At 72.8% G+C, this 15,311-nt stretch carries 18 protein-coding genes; 6 read left to right on the forward strand and 12 right to left on the reverse strand.

All coding sequences use genetic code 11. From position 1 onward, the window contains the following. The first annotated feature begins 52 nt into the window (after positions 1-52). Positions 53-589, forward strand: coding sequence for a DinB family protein (locus DT019_RS04180; RefSeq protein ID WP_114035307.1), 537 nt, complete (start codon positions 53-55; stop codon positions 587-589). A gap of 105 nt (positions 590-694) precedes the next feature. Next, on the forward strand, positions 695-1,135 hold the full coding sequence (locus DT019_RS04185) for a hypothetical protein (protein ID WP_114035198.1): 441 nt from the start codon (positions 695-697) through the stop codon (positions 1,133-1,135). A gap of 21 nt (positions 1,136-1,156) precedes the next feature. On the opposite strand, the gene DT019_RS04190 is transcribed toward DT019_RS04185, so the two are convergent. The 7 genes from DT019_RS04190 to DT019_RS04220 all read right to left on the reverse strand — a co-directional run bounded on the left by DT019_RS04190 (position 1,157) and on the right by DT019_RS04220 (position 7,251). Continuing rightward, the gene (locus DT019_RS04190; RefSeq protein ID WP_189389119.1) at positions 1,157-1,630 is read right to left on the reverse strand and encodes a hypothetical protein; all 474 of its coding nucleotides are present in this window, start codon (positions 1,628-1,630) and stop codon (positions 1,157-1,159) included. A 159-nt stretch (positions 1,631-1,789) separates the two neighbouring features. Continuing rightward, entirely contained in the window at positions 1,790-2,473 is a 684-nt protein-coding gene (locus DT019_RS04195; protein WP_114035199.1) for a uracil-DNA glycosylase, read from the reverse strand. A 91-nt stretch (positions 2,474-2,564) separates the two neighbouring features. After that, positions 2,565-4,118 (reverse strand): ABC transporter substrate-binding protein, encoded by a 1,554-nt coding sequence (locus DT019_RS04200; protein ID WP_223279294.1) that lies wholly within the window; start codon positions 4,116-4,118, stop codon positions 2,565-2,567. Positions 4,119-4,287: 169 nt separating this feature from the next. Beyond that, positions 4,288-5,049, reverse strand: a complete 762-nt coding sequence (locus DT019_RS04205) for an SDR family oxidoreductase (RefSeq protein ID WP_114035201.1) — start codon at positions 5,047-5,049, stop codon at positions 4,288-4,290. Positions 5,050-5,066: 17 nt separating this feature from the next. Continuing rightward, the gene (fabG, locus tag DT019_RS04210; RefSeq protein WP_114035202.1) at positions 5,067-5,828 is read right to left on the reverse strand and encodes a 3-oxoacyl-ACP reductase FabG; all 762 of its coding nucleotides are present in this window, start codon (positions 5,826-5,828) and stop codon (positions 5,067-5,069) included. A gap of 149 nt (positions 5,829-5,977) precedes the next feature. Continuing rightward, positions 5,978-6,361, reverse strand: coding sequence for a DUF3037 domain-containing protein (locus DT019_RS04215; protein WP_114035203.1), 384 nt, complete (start codon positions 6,359-6,361; stop codon positions 5,978-5,980). Further along, positions 6,358-7,251 carry a HipA family kinase gene (locus DT019_RS04220; RefSeq protein WP_223279286.1) on the reverse strand — a complete coding sequence of 298 codons (894 nt, stop codon included), beginning with the start codon at positions 7,249-7,251 and terminating at the stop codon, positions 6,358-6,360. The genes DT019_RS04215 and DT019_RS04220 overlap by 4 nt, the downstream gene beginning before the upstream one ends. A 158-nt stretch (positions 7,252-7,409) precedes the next feature. Between DT019_RS04220 and DT019_RS04225 the strand changes: the two genes are divergently transcribed. Beyond that, positions 7,410-7,871, forward strand: coding sequence for a Rieske (2Fe-2S) protein (locus DT019_RS04225; RefSeq protein WP_114035204.1), 462 nt, complete (start codon positions 7,410-7,412; stop codon positions 7,869-7,871). Here the strand turns inward: DT019_RS04225 and DT019_RS04230 are convergent. Then, positions 7,858-8,508, reverse strand: coding sequence for a cysteine hydrolase (locus DT019_RS04230; RefSeq protein WP_114035205.1), 651 nt, complete (start codon positions 8,506-8,508; stop codon positions 7,858-7,860). The genes DT019_RS04225 and DT019_RS04230 overlap by 14 nt on opposite strands. A 107-nt stretch (positions 8,509-8,615) precedes the next feature. Here DT019_RS04230 and DT019_RS04235 point away from each other — a divergent pair, with 107 nt between their 5' ends. Beyond that, positions 8,616-9,092 (forward strand): pyridoxamine 5'-phosphate oxidase family protein, encoded by a 477-nt coding sequence (locus tag DT019_RS04235; RefSeq protein WP_114035206.1) that lies wholly within the window; start codon positions 8,616-8,618, stop codon positions 9,090-9,092. Positions 9,093-9,102: 10 nt separating this feature from the next. On the opposite strand, the gene DT019_RS04240 is transcribed toward DT019_RS04235, so the two are convergent. Continuing rightward, positions 9,103-10,005: a LysR family transcriptional regulator gene (locus tag DT019_RS04240; RefSeq protein ID WP_114035207.1), complete on the reverse strand. Its 903-nt coding sequence runs from the start codon at positions 10,003-10,005 to the stop codon at positions 9,103-9,105. Positions 10,006-10,078: 73 nt separating this feature from the next. On the opposite strand from DT019_RS04240, the gene DT019_RS04245 reads away from it, so the two are divergent. Continuing rightward, on the forward strand, positions 10,079-11,044 hold the full coding sequence (locus DT019_RS04245) for a DMT family transporter (RefSeq protein ID WP_114035208.1): 966 nt from the start codon (positions 10,079-10,081) through the stop codon (positions 11,042-11,044). Here DT019_RS04245 and DT019_RS04250 read toward each other — a convergent pair. Continuing rightward, positions 11,038-12,378: an aminotransferase class I/II-fold pyridoxal phosphate-dependent enzyme gene (locus DT019_RS04250; RefSeq protein WP_114035209.1), complete on the reverse strand. Its 1,341-nt coding sequence runs from the start codon at positions 12,376-12,378 to the stop codon at positions 11,038-11,040. The genes DT019_RS04245 and DT019_RS04250 overlap by 7 nt on opposite strands. Before the next feature lie 23 nt (positions 12,379-12,401). On the opposite strand from DT019_RS04250, the gene DT019_RS04255 reads away from it, so the two are divergent. Continuing rightward, entirely contained in the window at positions 12,402-13,085 is a 684-nt protein-coding gene (locus DT019_RS04255) for a pyridoxamine 5'-phosphate oxidase family protein (RefSeq protein WP_114035210.1), read from the forward strand. A 70-nt stretch (positions 13,086-13,155) separates the two neighbouring features. On the opposite strand, the gene DT019_RS04260 is transcribed toward DT019_RS04255, so the two are convergent. Both DT019_RS04260 and DT019_RS04265 read right to left on the reverse strand, forming a co-directional pair. Beyond that, complete coding sequence (locus DT019_RS04260; RefSeq protein ID WP_114035211.1) at positions 13,156-14,106, reverse strand: DMT family transporter; 951 nt, start codon at positions 14,104-14,106, stop codon at positions 13,156-13,158. 190 nt (positions 14,107-14,296) lie between these two features. Then, positions 14,297-15,280: an EamA family transporter gene (locus DT019_RS04265; RefSeq protein WP_114035212.1), complete on the reverse strand. Its 984-nt coding sequence runs from the start codon at positions 15,278-15,280 to the stop codon at positions 14,297-14,299. Positions 15,281-15,311: the final 31 nt, after the last annotated feature.

A 15,311-nucleotide genomic window follows, 5' to 3' on the forward strand; every position in this document is an offset into this window, starting at 1 on the left:
TGCGCCGCGATAACCAGTGGCCCCGGTCGCGGCCGTCGGCCAGGATGACGCCATGACGACCCCCGCAGTACCGTCGGCCCCGTCGACCGAGCGCACCGAGCCCGCACTCGACGCCACCGAGCGGGCCATGCTCGACGGCTGGCTGGAGTACCACCGCGAGACCCTGGCCTGGAAGTGTTCCGGGCTCACCGACGAACAGCTCAAGGCGGCCGCCGTGCCGACCTCGGAGCTCACCCTGCTCGGTCTGCTGCGCCATCTGTCCGAGGTCGAGCACTGGTGGTTCGACACCGTCTTCGGCGGCGAGCCCGACCGGGCGGTGTACGGCACCGACGAGGACCCCGACCGCGACTTCCACTTCGGCCCCGAGGACACCTACGCCGAAGCGCTGGCCACCTGGCGCGGCGAGATCGCGGCCGCGCGGGCCCGGGCGGCCAAACACGACCTCGACGACCTCAGCGTCGGCACCGCCCGTGGCGGCCAGCACTTCACGCTGCGCTGGATCTACACGCACATGATCGAGGAGTACGCCCGCCACAACGGCCACGCCGACCTCATCCGCGAGGCCATCGACGGTTCGACGGGAGACTGAACGCCCGGCCGGGGCAGACCGAGGCACCGCGGCAAGGTCACTCGTGCGGGCCATTGTGGGCCCGCGCGGTCGACCAACCGCTTTGTCCGCCAGCAGGGTTGAGCGATGCACCGAACCAGGAACGCGCTGGGGCTCCTGACGGCCGCGGCCACCCTCTGCGGCTGCCTCTCGGGCTGTGTCTCCGTCGAGGCCCGGCCCACGCCCACGGAGCCGCCGCCTCCCTCGCCTCGCCGGCAGGGCGAGGTCGCGCCGCGGATCGTCCAGGCCCCGGCCCGCGAGGCCCTGTCCACGATCCTGCCCCCGGACACCCCCTCTCCCCCGCCGCCTGCCCGCGCCCCGAGGGCGGCCCCGCCGGACCCGGCCCGCCACGAGCACCACCGCCGGGCCCAGCAGCCCCACCCGCCTTCGGCCGCCCCCGGAAAGCATCGCCCCCACCCCGCGGCGCCTCCCGCGGCGGGCGACGTCTGCGCGCTCGGGCGGAGCTACGGCGGCTGGCGCGACGACAGCCCCGAGGCACGCATCTGCCATGACGCCTACGGCAATTGACGGTCTCTCACCTATGTTTTTTCACACGGCATCCAGCCGCCGCTCCAGGCGGAGCAGCGCCTCGCGGATGCCGTTGCCGTACGCGTCGTCGGCCAGCGCGTCCAGGGCGGCGTGGGCGCGGTCGAGGTGGAGCCGGGCCTCCTGGGGGCGGTGCAGCTTCACATAGTCGGCCGCCAGGTTGAGGTGGAGCGAGGGGTAGAAGGCGCGCACCGCGAGCGAGGCGTGGTGCTCGGTCAGGCGCTCCTGGTTCAGTCCGTCGGCCGCCGCCAACGCCCGCAGGTCCCAGGCCAGTTCGTCCCCGGGGTCGTCCTGGGTGTCCGCCATGTAGTGGGCGAGGGTGCAGCGGTGGAGCGCGTCGCCGTCCTCGCCGATCTGCGACCACAGGGCGCCGAACCGGTTGCGCGCCTCCTCGCGGTCGCCGCCGTGGAGCAGCATCATCGCCTGACCGATCCGGGTCATCACGACGTCCCCCGGGGCTTCCTGCATGTCCGTCACCGCTGTCTCCACCCGTCGTCCAGTCGTCACGAAAGTCGAACGACTTCGACGCTAGCCGCCGCCACTGACAATCGGCCTCAGGCTCGGGCGGGGCCCGGGGCCTGTCAGCCGGACGCCGTCACCCGCCCGGCCGACGGCCGCCCGCCCCCGGCCCACAGCTCAGCCCAGGTTCGGCACGCGCCAGTCGATCGGGGTGTGGCCCTGGGCCGCGACCGCCTCGTTGATCTGGGTGAACGGGTGCGAACCGAAGAACTTCTTCGCCGACAGCGGCGAGGGGTGCGCGCCCTTGACCACCACGTGGCGCTCCTCGTCGATCAGCGGGAGCTTCTTCTGCGCGTAGTTGCCCCACAGCACGAAGACCGCCGGGTCGGGCCGCGAGGCGACCGCGCGGATCACCGCGTCGGTGAACTTCTCCCAGCCCTTGCCCTTGTGCGAGTTGGCCTCGCCGGAGCGCACCGTGAGCACCGCGTTGAGCAGCAGCACGCCCTGCTCGGCCCACGGCATCAGATAGCCGTTGTCCGGGATCTCCAGGCCCAGCTCGTCCCGCATCTCCTTGTAGATGTTGCGCAGCGAGGGCGGCGTCCGGACGCCGGGCCGCACCGAGAAGCACAGGCCGTGCCCCTGGCCCTCGCCGTGGTACGGGTCCTGCCCGAGGACGAGCACCTTCACCTGGTCGTACGGCGTCGCCTCCAGGGCCGCGAAGACCTCCTCGCGGGGAGGGTAGACGGGGCCCCTCGCCCGCTCCTCCTCGACGAACGCGGTGAGCTCCTTGAAGTACGGCTTCTGGAGCTCCTCGCCGAGGACGCCCTGCCAGGACTCGGGCAGCATGGCGATATCGGTCACGTCAACAACCTCCGTGGGACATTCGGTTCCCGCACGCTCGCGGTTTCCCGAACCTACCCGCAGCCACTGACAACGCCGCCCGCGCCCACCGCTACCAGCTGGTCTTGCGGTGCAGCTCCCACAACTGCATGACCGTCTGCGGGTCCATGGCGCGCTCACCGCCCGCGATGTCGTCGCTCGCCGCGATGTAGAGCTTGCCCTGCCACAGCGGAAGGAGCCGTACGTCGTCGACGAGGATGTCCTGGGCCCGCTCGAACTGCTTGCTGACGGCGCCCCGGTCGGAGACCTCGCGGGACTGCGGGATCAGCTGTGTGGTGATCTCGCGGGGCTCGTAGGGCGTGCCGACCGCGTTCTCCTTGCCGACGAACGGCGCAATGAAGTTGTCGGGGTCGGGGAAGTCGGGGAACCAGCCGCGTCCGAAGACGGGGAAGTCCCCGGCCTGGAAGCCCTCGGTGTAGGTCTTCCAGGGGCGGCTGTTCAGGGTCACGTCGAACAGCCCGGAGGCGTCGAGCTGGCGCTTGAGCTCCTTGAACTCCGCCTCCATGGAGGAGCCGTAGCGGTCGGTGGTGTACCAGAGCTGGAGCGGGACCGGGGCGGTGACGCCTGCCTTGCGCAGGATGTCCTTGGCCTTGGGGACGCTGGGCGAGCCGAAGGCGTCGAAGAAGCTGGTGGTGTGTCCGTTCACACCGGTGGGGACCATCGAGTACAGCGGCTCCGCGGTGCCCTTGTAGACCTTGGCGACCAGCGCGTCGCGGTCGACGAGCTGGGCGACCGCGCGGCGCACCGCCGGGTTCGCGGCCTGCGGGTCCTTCGGGTTGAACACCAGGAAGCGGATCTCGGTGCCGGTGTTCTCGACCAGTTGGAGCGGCTTGCCCGCGGCCTTCTCGTTGCGGATGTCCTCGACCTCGTCGGCGGTGATGCCGCGGTAGGTGACGTCGATCTGCTTGTTCTTGAGGGCGTCGACCATGGCGCCGGAGTCGCGGAAGTAGCGGATGGTGACGCCGTCGTTCTTGGGCTGCGCGAAGCCCTGGTAGTGGTCGTTCTTCTTCAGGACCGCTCGGTCGCCCGCCTTGTACGACTGCAGCGTGTACGGCCCCGAGCCGGTGAGCCCGCCGTCGTCGCGGAGCTTGTCGGCGGGGTAGGCCCGGGGGTCCACGATGGACATGGCGGGCGCGCCGAGCACATACGGGAAGGTCGCGTCGGGCTTGTTGAGGTGGAAGGTGACGGTCAGGTCGTTGTCGGCGGTGACCTGGTCCAGGCTGCTGAGCAGCCCCTTCGGGCCGGCCTTCACATTGATCTTCACGATCCGGTCGATCGAGTACTTGACGGCGCTCGCATCGAGCTTCGTGCCGTCGGAGAAGGTCATTCCCTTGCGCAACGTGCAGGTGAAGGTGCGGCTCGACTTGTCCTGGAACTGGCAGGACTGCGCGGCGTCGGGCTGCGGGGCCGTGCTGCCGGTCGGGAAGGCCACCAGGGTCTGGAAGACATTGCGGTACAGCTCCCACGATCCGTCCCAGGACGCGGCGGGGTCGAGCGTGCTCGGCTCGCTCGTCGTCCCCACCGTGATCTCCTGCTGGGTCTGCGAACCGCCCCCCGAGAGCAGTCCGCAGCCACCGAGCAGGGATATGGACGCAAGGGCCGCCATGGTGCGCCGGCAGATGGTCCGTTTGAACACGTGCACGCTCCTCGATCGGCCATGGGACCGGCAGACCATACCGCAGTGCCCCGCTGGGTCAACCGACCGTCTCAGCAGGGCACTTGGCATATTCAGGAGCAAATCCGCTCAGGGTCGCCCGGACCGTCGGGGCCCGTCGTCAGTGCACCCCCGCGTTCAGGAAGAGACCGCCGTCGACGACCAGCGTCTGTCCGGTGACCCAGTCCGACTGGTCGGAGGTGAGGAACGCGGCGGCGCCGCCGATGTCGGCGGGCACCCCGAGCCGGCCCAGCGGGTAGGCCGCGGCGGCCTCCTCCTCGCGGCCCTCGTAGAGCGCCTGGGCGAACTTGGTCTTGACCACGGCCGGGGCGATGGCGTTGACCCGCACGGCCGGCGCGAACTCGTGCGCCAGCTGGAGGGTCAGGTTGACCATGGCGGCCTTGCTCATGCCGTACGCGCCGATGAACGGCGAGGGGGAGAGTCCGGCGATGGAGGCGATGTTGACGATCGCCCCGCCGTTCTCCTTCTGCCAGGCCTTCCAGGTCTGCTGGGCGAAGCCGAGCGCGGAGATCACGTTCGTCTCGTAGACCTTGCGCGCGACGTTCAGGTCGAGCTCGGCGATGGGGCCGAAGACGGGGTTGGTGCCGGCGTTGTTGACCAGGTAGTCGACCCGGCCGAAGGCCTCCATGGTGCGCTCGACGACGGTGGCCTGGTGGGCCTCGTCGGCGGCCTTGCCCGCGACGGCGATGACCCGGTCGGAGCCGAGCCGTTCGACGGCCTCCTTGAGGGCGTCCTCGCCGCGTCCGGTGATGCACACCCGGTCGCCGCGGGCGACGAGCGCCTCGGCGACGCCGTAGCCGATGCCGCGGCTGGCTCCGGTGACCACGGCCACCTTGCCCGACAGTGCAGGAAGTTCAGTCATGTTCCTTGCCCCTGGCCTTAGTTGAGCGGTCCGCCGGCCACGTACATGACCTGGCCGGAGACGAAGCCCGCGGCGTCGCCCGAGAAGAAGGCGATCGCGTTGGCGATGTCCTCGGGGAAGCCGACGCGCTGGACGGGGATCTGGGTGGCGGCCGCGGCCTGGAACTCCTCGAAGCCCATGCCGACCCGGGCGGCGGTCTGCGCGGTCATCTCGGTGACGATGAAGCCGGGGGCGACCGCGTTGGCGGTGATGCCGAACTTGCCGAGTTCCTTGGCGAGGGTCTTGGTGAAGCCCTGGAGGCCGGCCTTGACGGCGGAGTAGTTGGCCTGGCCGCGGTTGCCGAGCGCCGAGGACGAGGAGAGCGAGACGATGCGGCCCCACTTCGCGTCCACCATGTGCTTCTGACAGGCCTTGGCCATCAGGAACGCGCCCTTGAGGTGCACGTTCATCACGGTGTCCCAGTCCGACTCGCTCATCTTGAAGAGGAGGTTGTCGCGGAGCACACCGGCGTTGTTGACGAGGATGGTCGGGGCGCCGAGCTCGGCCGCGACCCGCTCGACGGCCGCCTCCACCTGGGCGCTGTCGGAGACGTCGCAGCCGACGGCGATGGCCCGGCCGCCCGCCGCGGTGATCTTGTCGACGGTTTCCTTGCAGGCCGCCTCGTCGAGGTCGAGTACGGCGACGGCCCGGCCCTCGGCCGCGAGCCGGACGGCGGTCGCGGCGCCAATGCCCCGCGCCGCCCCGGTCACGATGGCGACACGCTGCTCGGTGGTGGACATGCTGTTCTCCTCGCCCTGGGATCCGCGGCCCTCAGTCACTGAGCAACCGCTTAGTAGCTTCAGCAGACGAGACGCTAGAAGCCCTGGCACGCGGTGTCAACGGGCCACGGATCCCCCGGCGCATGTCACACCCCGGCGGACGCGGAGAATCAGCGCACCAGCAGGTCGAGCAGCCGCTCGGCCTCCGCCGCCGGGTCGGCGGTCAGGCCCGTGTGGACAGGGCCCGGCTGGACCACCGTGGAGCGCGGCGCGATCAGCCAGCGAAACCGCCGGCCCGCGTCGTCACCGGCCGCCTGCCCGGCCGCCTCGCCGCCGCCGCAGACGCCTTCGACGGCGCGCAGCGCGGCGCGTACGCCCACGACGTCCGCGGCCGGGTCGAGCGCCTTCAGCTTCGCCTCGTCCAGGTGGGTGCGGGCCGCGACATAGGACTGGGCGCGGCAGTAGACCAGCACACCCGCGTTGAAGCACTCACCGCGCTCGACACGTGGCACCACGCGCAGCAGCGCGTACTCGAAGACATCGCGCTTGCTCAACGGTCGGCATCCTTCTGGCTGTTCTGGCTGTTCACGGTGGTGCTGTTCTCGGTGGTGCTGTTCTTGGTGGGGTGGGGCCAGGGCCGGGCGTGCCCGGTCAGCCAGCCGGGGGCCTGGGAGGGCCTGGCGGCGGTGGGGGCGTCCAGCGTGATCCGCTCGTGGATCGTCGCGGCGCGGGCGAGCAGCGGCTCCACGTACGCGCGGCGCAGCGCGTCGGTCGTCTCGAACCCGGGCTCGTCGACCAGCCACTCGCCGGGCACCAGGGCCGTGACCTCGGTCAGGAGCTCCTCGGTCACCAGCGGCGCGAGCTCGGCGGCCGCGGCGGCGATGTCGGGCCCGAACGGCGCGAGCGCGTGGTCCGAGGCGTTGTAGGGCTTGGCCGCCGACGCGGCGGCGCCGGGCCAGTTGTGGTGCCAGATCATCGTGGCGCCGTGGTCGATCAGCCACAGGTCACCGTGCCAGACGAGCATGTTGGGGTTGCGCCACGACCGGTCGACGTTGTTGATCAGCGCGTCGAACCAGACGACCTTCCCGGCCTCGGCCGCGTCCACCTGGTAGGCGAGCGGGTCGAAGCCGAGCGAACCCGGCAGGTAGTCCATCCCGAGGTTCAGCCCACCGCTCGCCTTCAGCAGCTCCTGCACCTCCTGGTCGGGCTCGGACAGGCCGATGACCGGGTCGAGCTGGATGGTGACCAGTTCCGGGACGCGCAGCCCGAGCCGACGGCCGAGTTCCCCGCAGATGACCTCGGCGACCAGCGTCTTGCGGCCCTGGCCGGCCCCGGTGAACTTCATGACATACGTTCCGAGATCGTCGGCCTCGACGATGCCCGGAAGCGACCCGCCCTCACGCAAGGGCGTGACGTACCGGGTCGCGGTGACTTCAGTGAGCATGGGCACAGGCTACTTCGCGGCCGTCGGGCACCCGCTGCCTTTCCCGCCGGCCGCGCCCCCCTGGATTCCGGAGAAGTCGCCGGAGCGCTGAACGCCCCGTCCGTCCCTCGCGTACCCCTCCACGCAGCTACGCGTCGTACGTCGAGAGGACAGTCAGTATGAGCACCGAATCGCAGGCCGGACCCGTGCGGGTACCGGCGCGCCGCACCGTCATCGCGTGTGCCGGAGCCGCCGGGCTGGCCGCCGCGCTCACCGCGTGCGGGAGCGGCTCGGACAGCGCGGGCGGGAGCGACGACACCAAACCCGCCGCGGACGGGGGCAACAAGAACGCCGGGAGCGTGCTCGGCAGGACCTCGGACATCCCGCAGGGCGGCGGGAAGATCTTCGCCGCGCAGGGCGTCGTGGTCACCCAGCCGGTCGCGGGCCGGTTCAAGGCGTTCTCGGCGAAGTGCACCCACCAGGGCTGCGCCGTGTCGTCCGTGTCGGGCGGAACCATCAACTGCCCGTGCCACGGCAGCAAGTTCGACGTCGCGGACGGCAGCGTCAAGGGTGGCCCCGCGCCCTCCCCGCTGCCCGCCGCCGCGATCTCCGTCGAGGGCGGTTCGATCAAGCTCGCGTGACGCGGCGGCCCGCGCCGAGGCAGCCGAGGATGGCATCGGTGCCCGCCACCGTGGCGACGAGGGCGAGGGTGTTGCGGATCATCGCGGGGGTGTAGTCGGCCGGCACCCCCGCGATGGCGTCGGCCGCCACCACCGCCGTGTAGCCGAGGTTGACGGCGTCGAAGACCGCGTTGGGGATCGCCACGTTCGCGGAGACGCCGGTCACGATCAGAGTGCGGCAGCCGAGGTTGCGCAGGAGCGCGTCCACGTCCGTGCCGGCCATCGGCGACAGGCCGTGCAGCCGGCGTACGACGATGTCCTCGTCGGCCACCTCGATCGGCTCGGCGATCCGCACCGCCCGCGAGCCGGAGTACTGCTGCACCGGCAGCCGTTCGGCGGCACGGAACAGGCGCGCGTTGCGGCTGGCGCCGCGCCCGTCGGGGCGCCGCTCGGCGACCGCGTGCAGCACCTGGACGCCCGCCTCGTGCGCGGCCGCCACCAGCCGGGCCACATTGCGCAGCGCGCCCGACTCCCGTGCCACCTTGGCGAGTTCGGGCAGCGCGCTGTCGGCTCCGACCACGCCCTGCTGGCATTCGACGGTCATCAGGACCGTGGAGGCGGGGACGAGCTGTTCCGCGAGAAGTTCCTTCGTCGCCATGGCGCGGGAGGCTAACCGCCATTGCGCGACGAGGGAAGGGCACGCCATGATTCCTGACGCAGCATCAGATGGCTGCTGCGCGTGGAACCTTGGAAGGGGAGGCGCGGATGACCGCCACACAGCGCCGGGGCCGCCGGATCATGATGAGCGACGAGGAGCGGGACGCCTTCCTCGGCGAGCAGCGCACCTGCCGCCTCGCCACCGTCTCGGCGGACGGCACCCCCCACGTCGCCCCGCTCTGGTACGTCTGGGACGGCGCCTCGCTCTGGCTGTACTCGATCACCCGAAGCCGGCGCTGGGCGCAGCTCGGCAAGGACCCGCGGGTCGCGGTGGTGGTGGACGACGGCACGGAGTACGGGGAGCTGCGCGGGGTGGAGCTGAGCGGCAGCGTCGTCCCGGTCGGCGAGGTCCCGCGCACCGGGCAGCCGTGTCCCGAACTCGCCGCTGTGGAGCGGCGGTTCGCGGCCAAGAACTTCGGCCTGGAGGAGATGGTCCACGACGGGCGGCACGCCTGGCTGCGGCTGACGCCGGACACCGTCGTGTCGTGGGACTTCCGCAAGCTGGGCGGCGCGTTCGGGCGGTAGCGGGGCGCGGCTAGGCGAGCCGCTCCCCCGCCGCGGCCAGCGCGTCGACCGCGGCCCGGATCGAGGGCCGGCGGTCGGCGTCGGCGCGCCACACCGCGTACACATGGCGGCTCATCGCATCGCGCACCGGCACCACCCGCACCCCCTCGGGGACCGGGCCCCGGCCCAGGCGCGGGGCGATACTGACGCCCAACCCGGCCTCCACCAGGGCGAGTTGGGTGGCGTGCTCGCGGGCGACATGGGCGGCCCTCGGCTCGATGCCCTTGCCACGCAGGGTGAACATCAGCCACTCGTTGCAGAACTCGCCCTCTGGCCAGGTGATCCACTCGTCCTCGGCGAACTCCTCCAGGTCGACCACGTCGCGCCCGGCCAGCGGGTGGTCGGCGCAGAGCGCGACATCGGCGAGGTCGTCGAGGACCGCGCGCTTGGCGAGGCCGTCGGGCAGCGGCAGCGGCTTGTTGTACCAGTCGAGTACGAGCGCGAGGTCGAGGTCGCCGAGCAGCACGCCCCGCACCGACTCGTCGGCCTCCATCTCCTCGGAGCGCACGGCGAGCCGCGGGTGCTCGGCGCGCAGCGCCGCGAGCGCCGCCGGAAACAGGCCACGGGCCGCGGTGGCGAAGCCCGCGATCCGCAGCTCGCCGACCACGCGGCCCCGCTGGGCCTCCAACTCGGCCTGGGCGACCTGCACCTGGGAGAGGATGCGCGCGGCGTGCTCGGCGAGGAGCCGCCCGGCGTCGGTGAGCCGCACGCCGCGCCCGTTCTTGGCGAGCAGCGGCTGCCCGGCCTCCCGCTCCAGCTTGGCGAGCTGCTGGGAGACGGCGGAGGTGGTCACGTGCAGGGTGTCGGCCGCGCCGCCCACCGAGCCGTGCCGGGCCACCGCGTCGAGGGTGCGCAGGCGCTCCAGATTCAACATGTAAGCGATGCTAACCGATCACCCGCATGGTTTCTCGCTTGTGCTACGCGATGCCGCGCCTCATCGTGGGGGCATGAGCACCGCCGCCCCGTCCCGGGCCCCCTCCTCCCCACCGGCCTCCACCCCGTCCCCGACGGCCGCGCGCCGCCCCGCCCTCGACTGGCGCCTCCGCTTCGCGGCGCTCTCCCTGATCTGGGGCTTCAGCTTCCTGCTGATCAAGGTCGGCACGGACGGCTACGCCCCCTTCCAGGTCACCTTCGGGCGGCTGCTCTTCGGCACCCTGGTGCTCGCCGTCGCGATGGCCGTCAGGCGCGAGCGGGTGCCGCGCGGGCGCCGCACCTGGCTGCACCTCACGGTGGCGGCGCTCCTCCTGAACGCGGCGCCCTTCTCCCTGTTCGCGTACGCGGAACTGACGATCCCCTCGACGCTGGCCGGCATCTGCAACGCGACCTCGCCGCTGTGGGGCATGGCCCTGTCGATGGTCGCGCTCTCGGAGGACCGGCCGACCCGGCGCCGGGTCGCCGGGCTCGGGCTCGGCTTCCTCGGAGTGCTCACGGTGCTCGGCGCCTGGCAGGGCTTCCACGGCCTGGACGTCACGGGTACCGCGATGGCGCTGCTCGCCTCGCTCTGCTATCCGATCGGCTGGATCTACGTCCGCCGCACGCTGGCGGGCAGCGGGCACTCCAACCTGTCCCTGATCGGCTCCCAGCTCGCTGTCGCGACGCTCCAACTGGCCCTGGTCACCCCGCTGTTCGCGGGCGTCCCGAGGTCGTTTCCGCTCGTCCCGCTGCTGGCCGTCGCGGCGCTCGGCGCGCTCGGCACCGGTCTCGCGGTGCTGGTCCAGTACGGGCTCGTCAGCGAGGTGGGTCCGACCACGGCGCAGATGGTCACCTACTTCATCCCGGTGATCGCCACGGCCGCCGGGGTCGCGGTGCTCGGCGAGAGCCTCAGCTGGAACACCCCGGTGGGCGCGGTCATCGTGCTGGCGGGCGCGGCCCTGACCCAGAGCCGGGCCCGGGTGAAGCCCCGCGCTCAGTAGGAGTAGCGGGTGCCGGGGCCCGGGCCGGTCGCGGAGGCGATGGCCTCCGCGAGGGGCTCGATCTCGTCCCGCCGCAGGCTCGACACGGTCAGCCGCACCCCGGGCGCCGAGGCCATCCGGAAGCGGGCGCCGGGCGCCACCGCCCAGCCCGCGTGCAGCAGCCGGGACACCGCCCCCGTCTCGTCGGGCACCGGCACCCAGATCGAGAACCCGCTGCGCCCATGGGCCTCGACCCCCCGCGCACGCAGCGCCCGCAGCAGGCCCTCGCGCCGTTCGCGGTAGGAGCGCGCGACCTTCGCGGGGTCGACCGCGCCCGATGTCCACAGCTCGACGACGGCCCGCTGGAGCAGCCGGCTGACCCAGCCGGGCCCGAGCCGCTGGCGTCCACGCACCCGGTCCAGGGTCACGGCGTCCCCGGTCAGCACGGCGAGCCGCAGATCGGGCCCGTACGCCTTGGCCACGGAGCGGACGAACGCCCAGTGCTCGGTGACCGGGGCGACCGGATGCAGCGGGACGTCGACCATGCCGTGGCCGTGGTCGTCCTCGATGAGCAGCACGCCGGGGTGCGCGGCGAGCACGCCCCGCAGGGCCCGGGCGCGGGCCGCGCTCACGGCGGCGCCCGTCGGGTTCTGCGCCCGGCAGGTGATGACGACGGCCCGGGCGCCCGCCGCCAGGGCGCCTTCGAGCGCGTCGGGCAGCGGGCCCTCGTCGTCGAGCGCCATGGGTTCGGGCCGCAGCCCGAGCGCCGGTACGAGATCGAGCAGCGCGCCCCAGCCGGGGTCCTCGATCGCCACCGCGTCGCCGGGCCGCAGGTGGGCGGTGAGCACGCGCTCGATGGCGTCGAGCGAACCCGAGAGCACCCCGACCGGCCCGTCCGGCACGCCCGCCTCGTCGAAGCCCGCGCGGGCGAGCCCGGCGAGCTCGGCGTCCACGGGCTCCTGCCCGTACAGAAACCGGCCGGGCTGTTCGGCGTTGCCGCGCGCGGCGGCGGCCAGCGCCTCGCCGAGCGGCGGCAGCAGCGCCGGGTCCGGGTTGCCGTCGGCGATGTTGCGCACCCCTTCGGGCACGTCCACCCGGATGAGGTCGCGGGCGGTGCTGGCGGGCCTCGGCCGCACGCGGCTGCCGCGCCGGCCGGCCGTCTCGATCACCCCGCGGTCGCGCAGCAGCCGGTAGGCGGCCGCCACGGTATTGGGATTCACCCCGAGGTCGGTCGCCAACTCCCTCAGTGGCGGCAGGAGTTGACCCGGTTCGAGCCCGCCGGAACCCACAGCGCGCTCCACGCTCTCGGCAATCTCCGATGCGCGCCGCCCCACAATCCGATATCCTCCTAGCACAAACCAGATTATGCACTAGTGCAATGGAGAACGCAATGTCGGACACCGCGACCGCAGCCCCCTACCAGGCGACCGCCCGCACCGTGCCGACCCGTTCACGCGAGCGGGCCTCCTACGACCGCGAGCTGGTGCACGGCATCCTCGACACGGCGTACGTCTGCCACCTCGGCTTCGTCCGCGACGGGGCGCCCGTCGTGCTGCCCACGCTCTACGGCCGGGTCGGCGAGCGGCTCTACATACACGGCTCCACCGGCTCCCGCCCGCTGCGCGCGGCGGGCCAGGCGGACCCCGGGCTCCCGGTGTGCCTGACCGTCACCCACGTCGACGGCCTGGTCCTGGCGAAGTCGGCCTTCCACCACTCGATCAACTACCGCTCGGTCGTGGTGCACGGCATCGCCCACGAGGTGACCGACCCCGAGGAGAAGCGCGCCGCGCTCGACGCCCTGGTGGACCACGTGGTCCCCGGCCGCTCCCTCGACTCCCGCCCGGCGAACGCGAAGGAGCTCGCCGCCACCGCGGTGATCAGCCTCGACCTGAACGAGGTCTCGGCCAAGCTCCGCACCGGCGGCCCGAACGACGACCCCGAGGACCTCGCCCTGCCGCACTGGGCCGGCGTGCTGCCGCTCGCCCCGGCCCACGGCGCGCCCCTCCCGGCGGACGGCGCCTACCCGGAGAGGGCCCTGCCCGACTACCTCGCCGCGCTCTGAGGGCGCGGGCATGCACCCGCGGCGCCGCTGAGCCGCGGCGGGCCCCCGCCCGGCGAAGGCCCGCCGCCCTCTACAGCGCCGGTGCCTCGCGACGGGTCCTGGCGGCCTGCCGGGTCTCGGCCGTCGCGAGCCCGACGACCGCGAGCAGCAGCAGGGCCGTACCCGCCGCCGTGGCCGCGGTGATGCGTTCGCCGAGCACCGACACGGCGATCACGGCGGCGCTGACCGGCTCCAGGAGCATGATCACGGAGACGGTCGCGGCGCGCACCACGGCGGCGCCCGCGAAGTAGAGGGCGTAGGCGAGCGCGGTGGGCACGGCCGCCACGTACAGCAGCAGGACGATCACGCGCACTGGCTCCCCCGTGTGCGGCAGCAGGCCCTCCGCTCCCGCGAACGGCAGCAGGCACAGCGCGGCGACGCCGAAGGCCCAGGCGGTGGTCGCCGACGGATCCCCGGCGCCGCCGTCGCGGCCGAGCCACCTGGTCAGCAGCGTGATGGCCGCGTATCCGGCGGCCGACACCAGGGCGAGGACGATCCCGGCGGGCCGCACCGTGCCGCCGCCGTTGCCGACGCACAGCACCGCGAGCCCCGCGAGCGCGCCGGCGACGGCCGCGCTACCGGCCCAGCCGATCCGCTCGCCCAGCGCGAAGCGGGCGCCGAGGGCGATGAGGACGGGGCCCGCGCCGAGCGTCACCACGGTCGCGACCGCGAGCCCGGTCGCCTCGACCGCCGCGAAGTACGCGCTCTGGAAGATCATCAGGCCGATGCCGTTGCCGAGGACGCGCAGCAGCCTGCGGCGGCGCGGTTCGGGGGCCGTCCGGGCGGGACGGCGGCGCAGCGCCATCGCGCCGAGCAGCAGGACGAGTCCGCCCGCACAGCGCCAGAAGGACAGGGCGAGCGGTCCGAGGTCGCTGGCCCCGAAGACCAGGGCCGCGGCGCCGCCCGCGGTGCCCCAGGCGAACCCGGCGAAGGCGAGATAGAGCAGACCGCGCCCTACGGGCAGGGTGGTGGAAGGGCCCATGGCGAGGCCCGTTGAAGCGTTCGACACGTACGTACTCCGAAGAGGAAGACAGCTGACTGGTCGCCGGCGTGACGTACGCGGGCAGCGACGAGCCGCTCGGGGACTGCCCGAGCCGGGTCTTCGTCAGGAGTGCGGCCGCCCGCGTTACGCGGCGGGAGGCGGCAGTACGGTCGCGTGCATGATCGCCACCCTAGGCGGTCGGCCGTCCGGCCGACAACTCCCCTTCGGCCGGGGCCGGTCCGCCCGCGGCGATCGGCCCCGATGACGCCTTGGGCGCCGCCGACTGGGCGATGAACGCGCCGGTCAGGACCACCGCGCCGCCGATGATCTGGGGCGCGGCGAGGTGCTCGCCGAGCAGCACCCAGGCGAAGACGGTCGCGAGCACCGCCTCCAGACACGCGACCACCCCGGCCACCTGCGGGGAGAGCCTGCGCACGGAGATGACCCCGGTGACGTACGCGATGACGGTGGCGATCAGCACGATCCAGCACAGCAGCAGCGCGGCCGGGACCCGGGTGCCGTCCATGTCGGCACTGCCGCCGAGCACCGACCACGCCATGCCCCAGGGCCGGGCCACGGCGGTCAGGACGAGGGAGCCGATCAGCAGGCCGTAGGCGATCACGCCGAGCGGATCGACCGCGTCCGCGCCCTCGCCGCCCTGGTCGGACAGGACGAAGTAGCCGACCTGGCAGCATGCGGCGCCGAGCGCGAGCAGCAGTCCGACCGCGTCGAAGCTCAGACCGGACCAGACCTCGACGACACTGGCGAGCCCGCCGACGGCGAGCACCACGCCCACCGCGGCGGCCCGGCTCACCGGCCTGCGTTGCACGAACCGGACCCAGCCGAGGACGAGCGCGGGCGCCAGATACTCCACGAGCAGCGCGACGCCGACGGGTATGCGGGAGATGGAGGCGAAGTAGCAGGCCTGGACGCCCGCGACGGCCAGCAGTCCGAACCCGGCGAGCAGCGCGGGTTTGCGCAGCACCAGACGGCGGTGGCGCCAGGCCACCGGAAGCATGACGAGCGCGGCGCCGGTCACCCGCAGCCACACCACGTGCAGCGGGTCGAGGCCCGCCTCGATGAGCGGCTTGGCCGCCACCCCTGAACCACCGAACGCGAAGGCCGACACCAGGGCGAGTCCCAGGCCGACGCTTCTTCCCTGAGACGCGTGCATCGGCACATCATGGCAGCCCGGGTCAGCACCG

It is taken from the genome of Streptomyces sp. SDr-06 (genome assembly GCF_003324565.1).
In the GTDB taxonomy this organism is placed as follows: Bacteria; Actinomycetota; Actinomycetes; order Streptomycetales; family Streptomycetaceae; genus Streptomyces.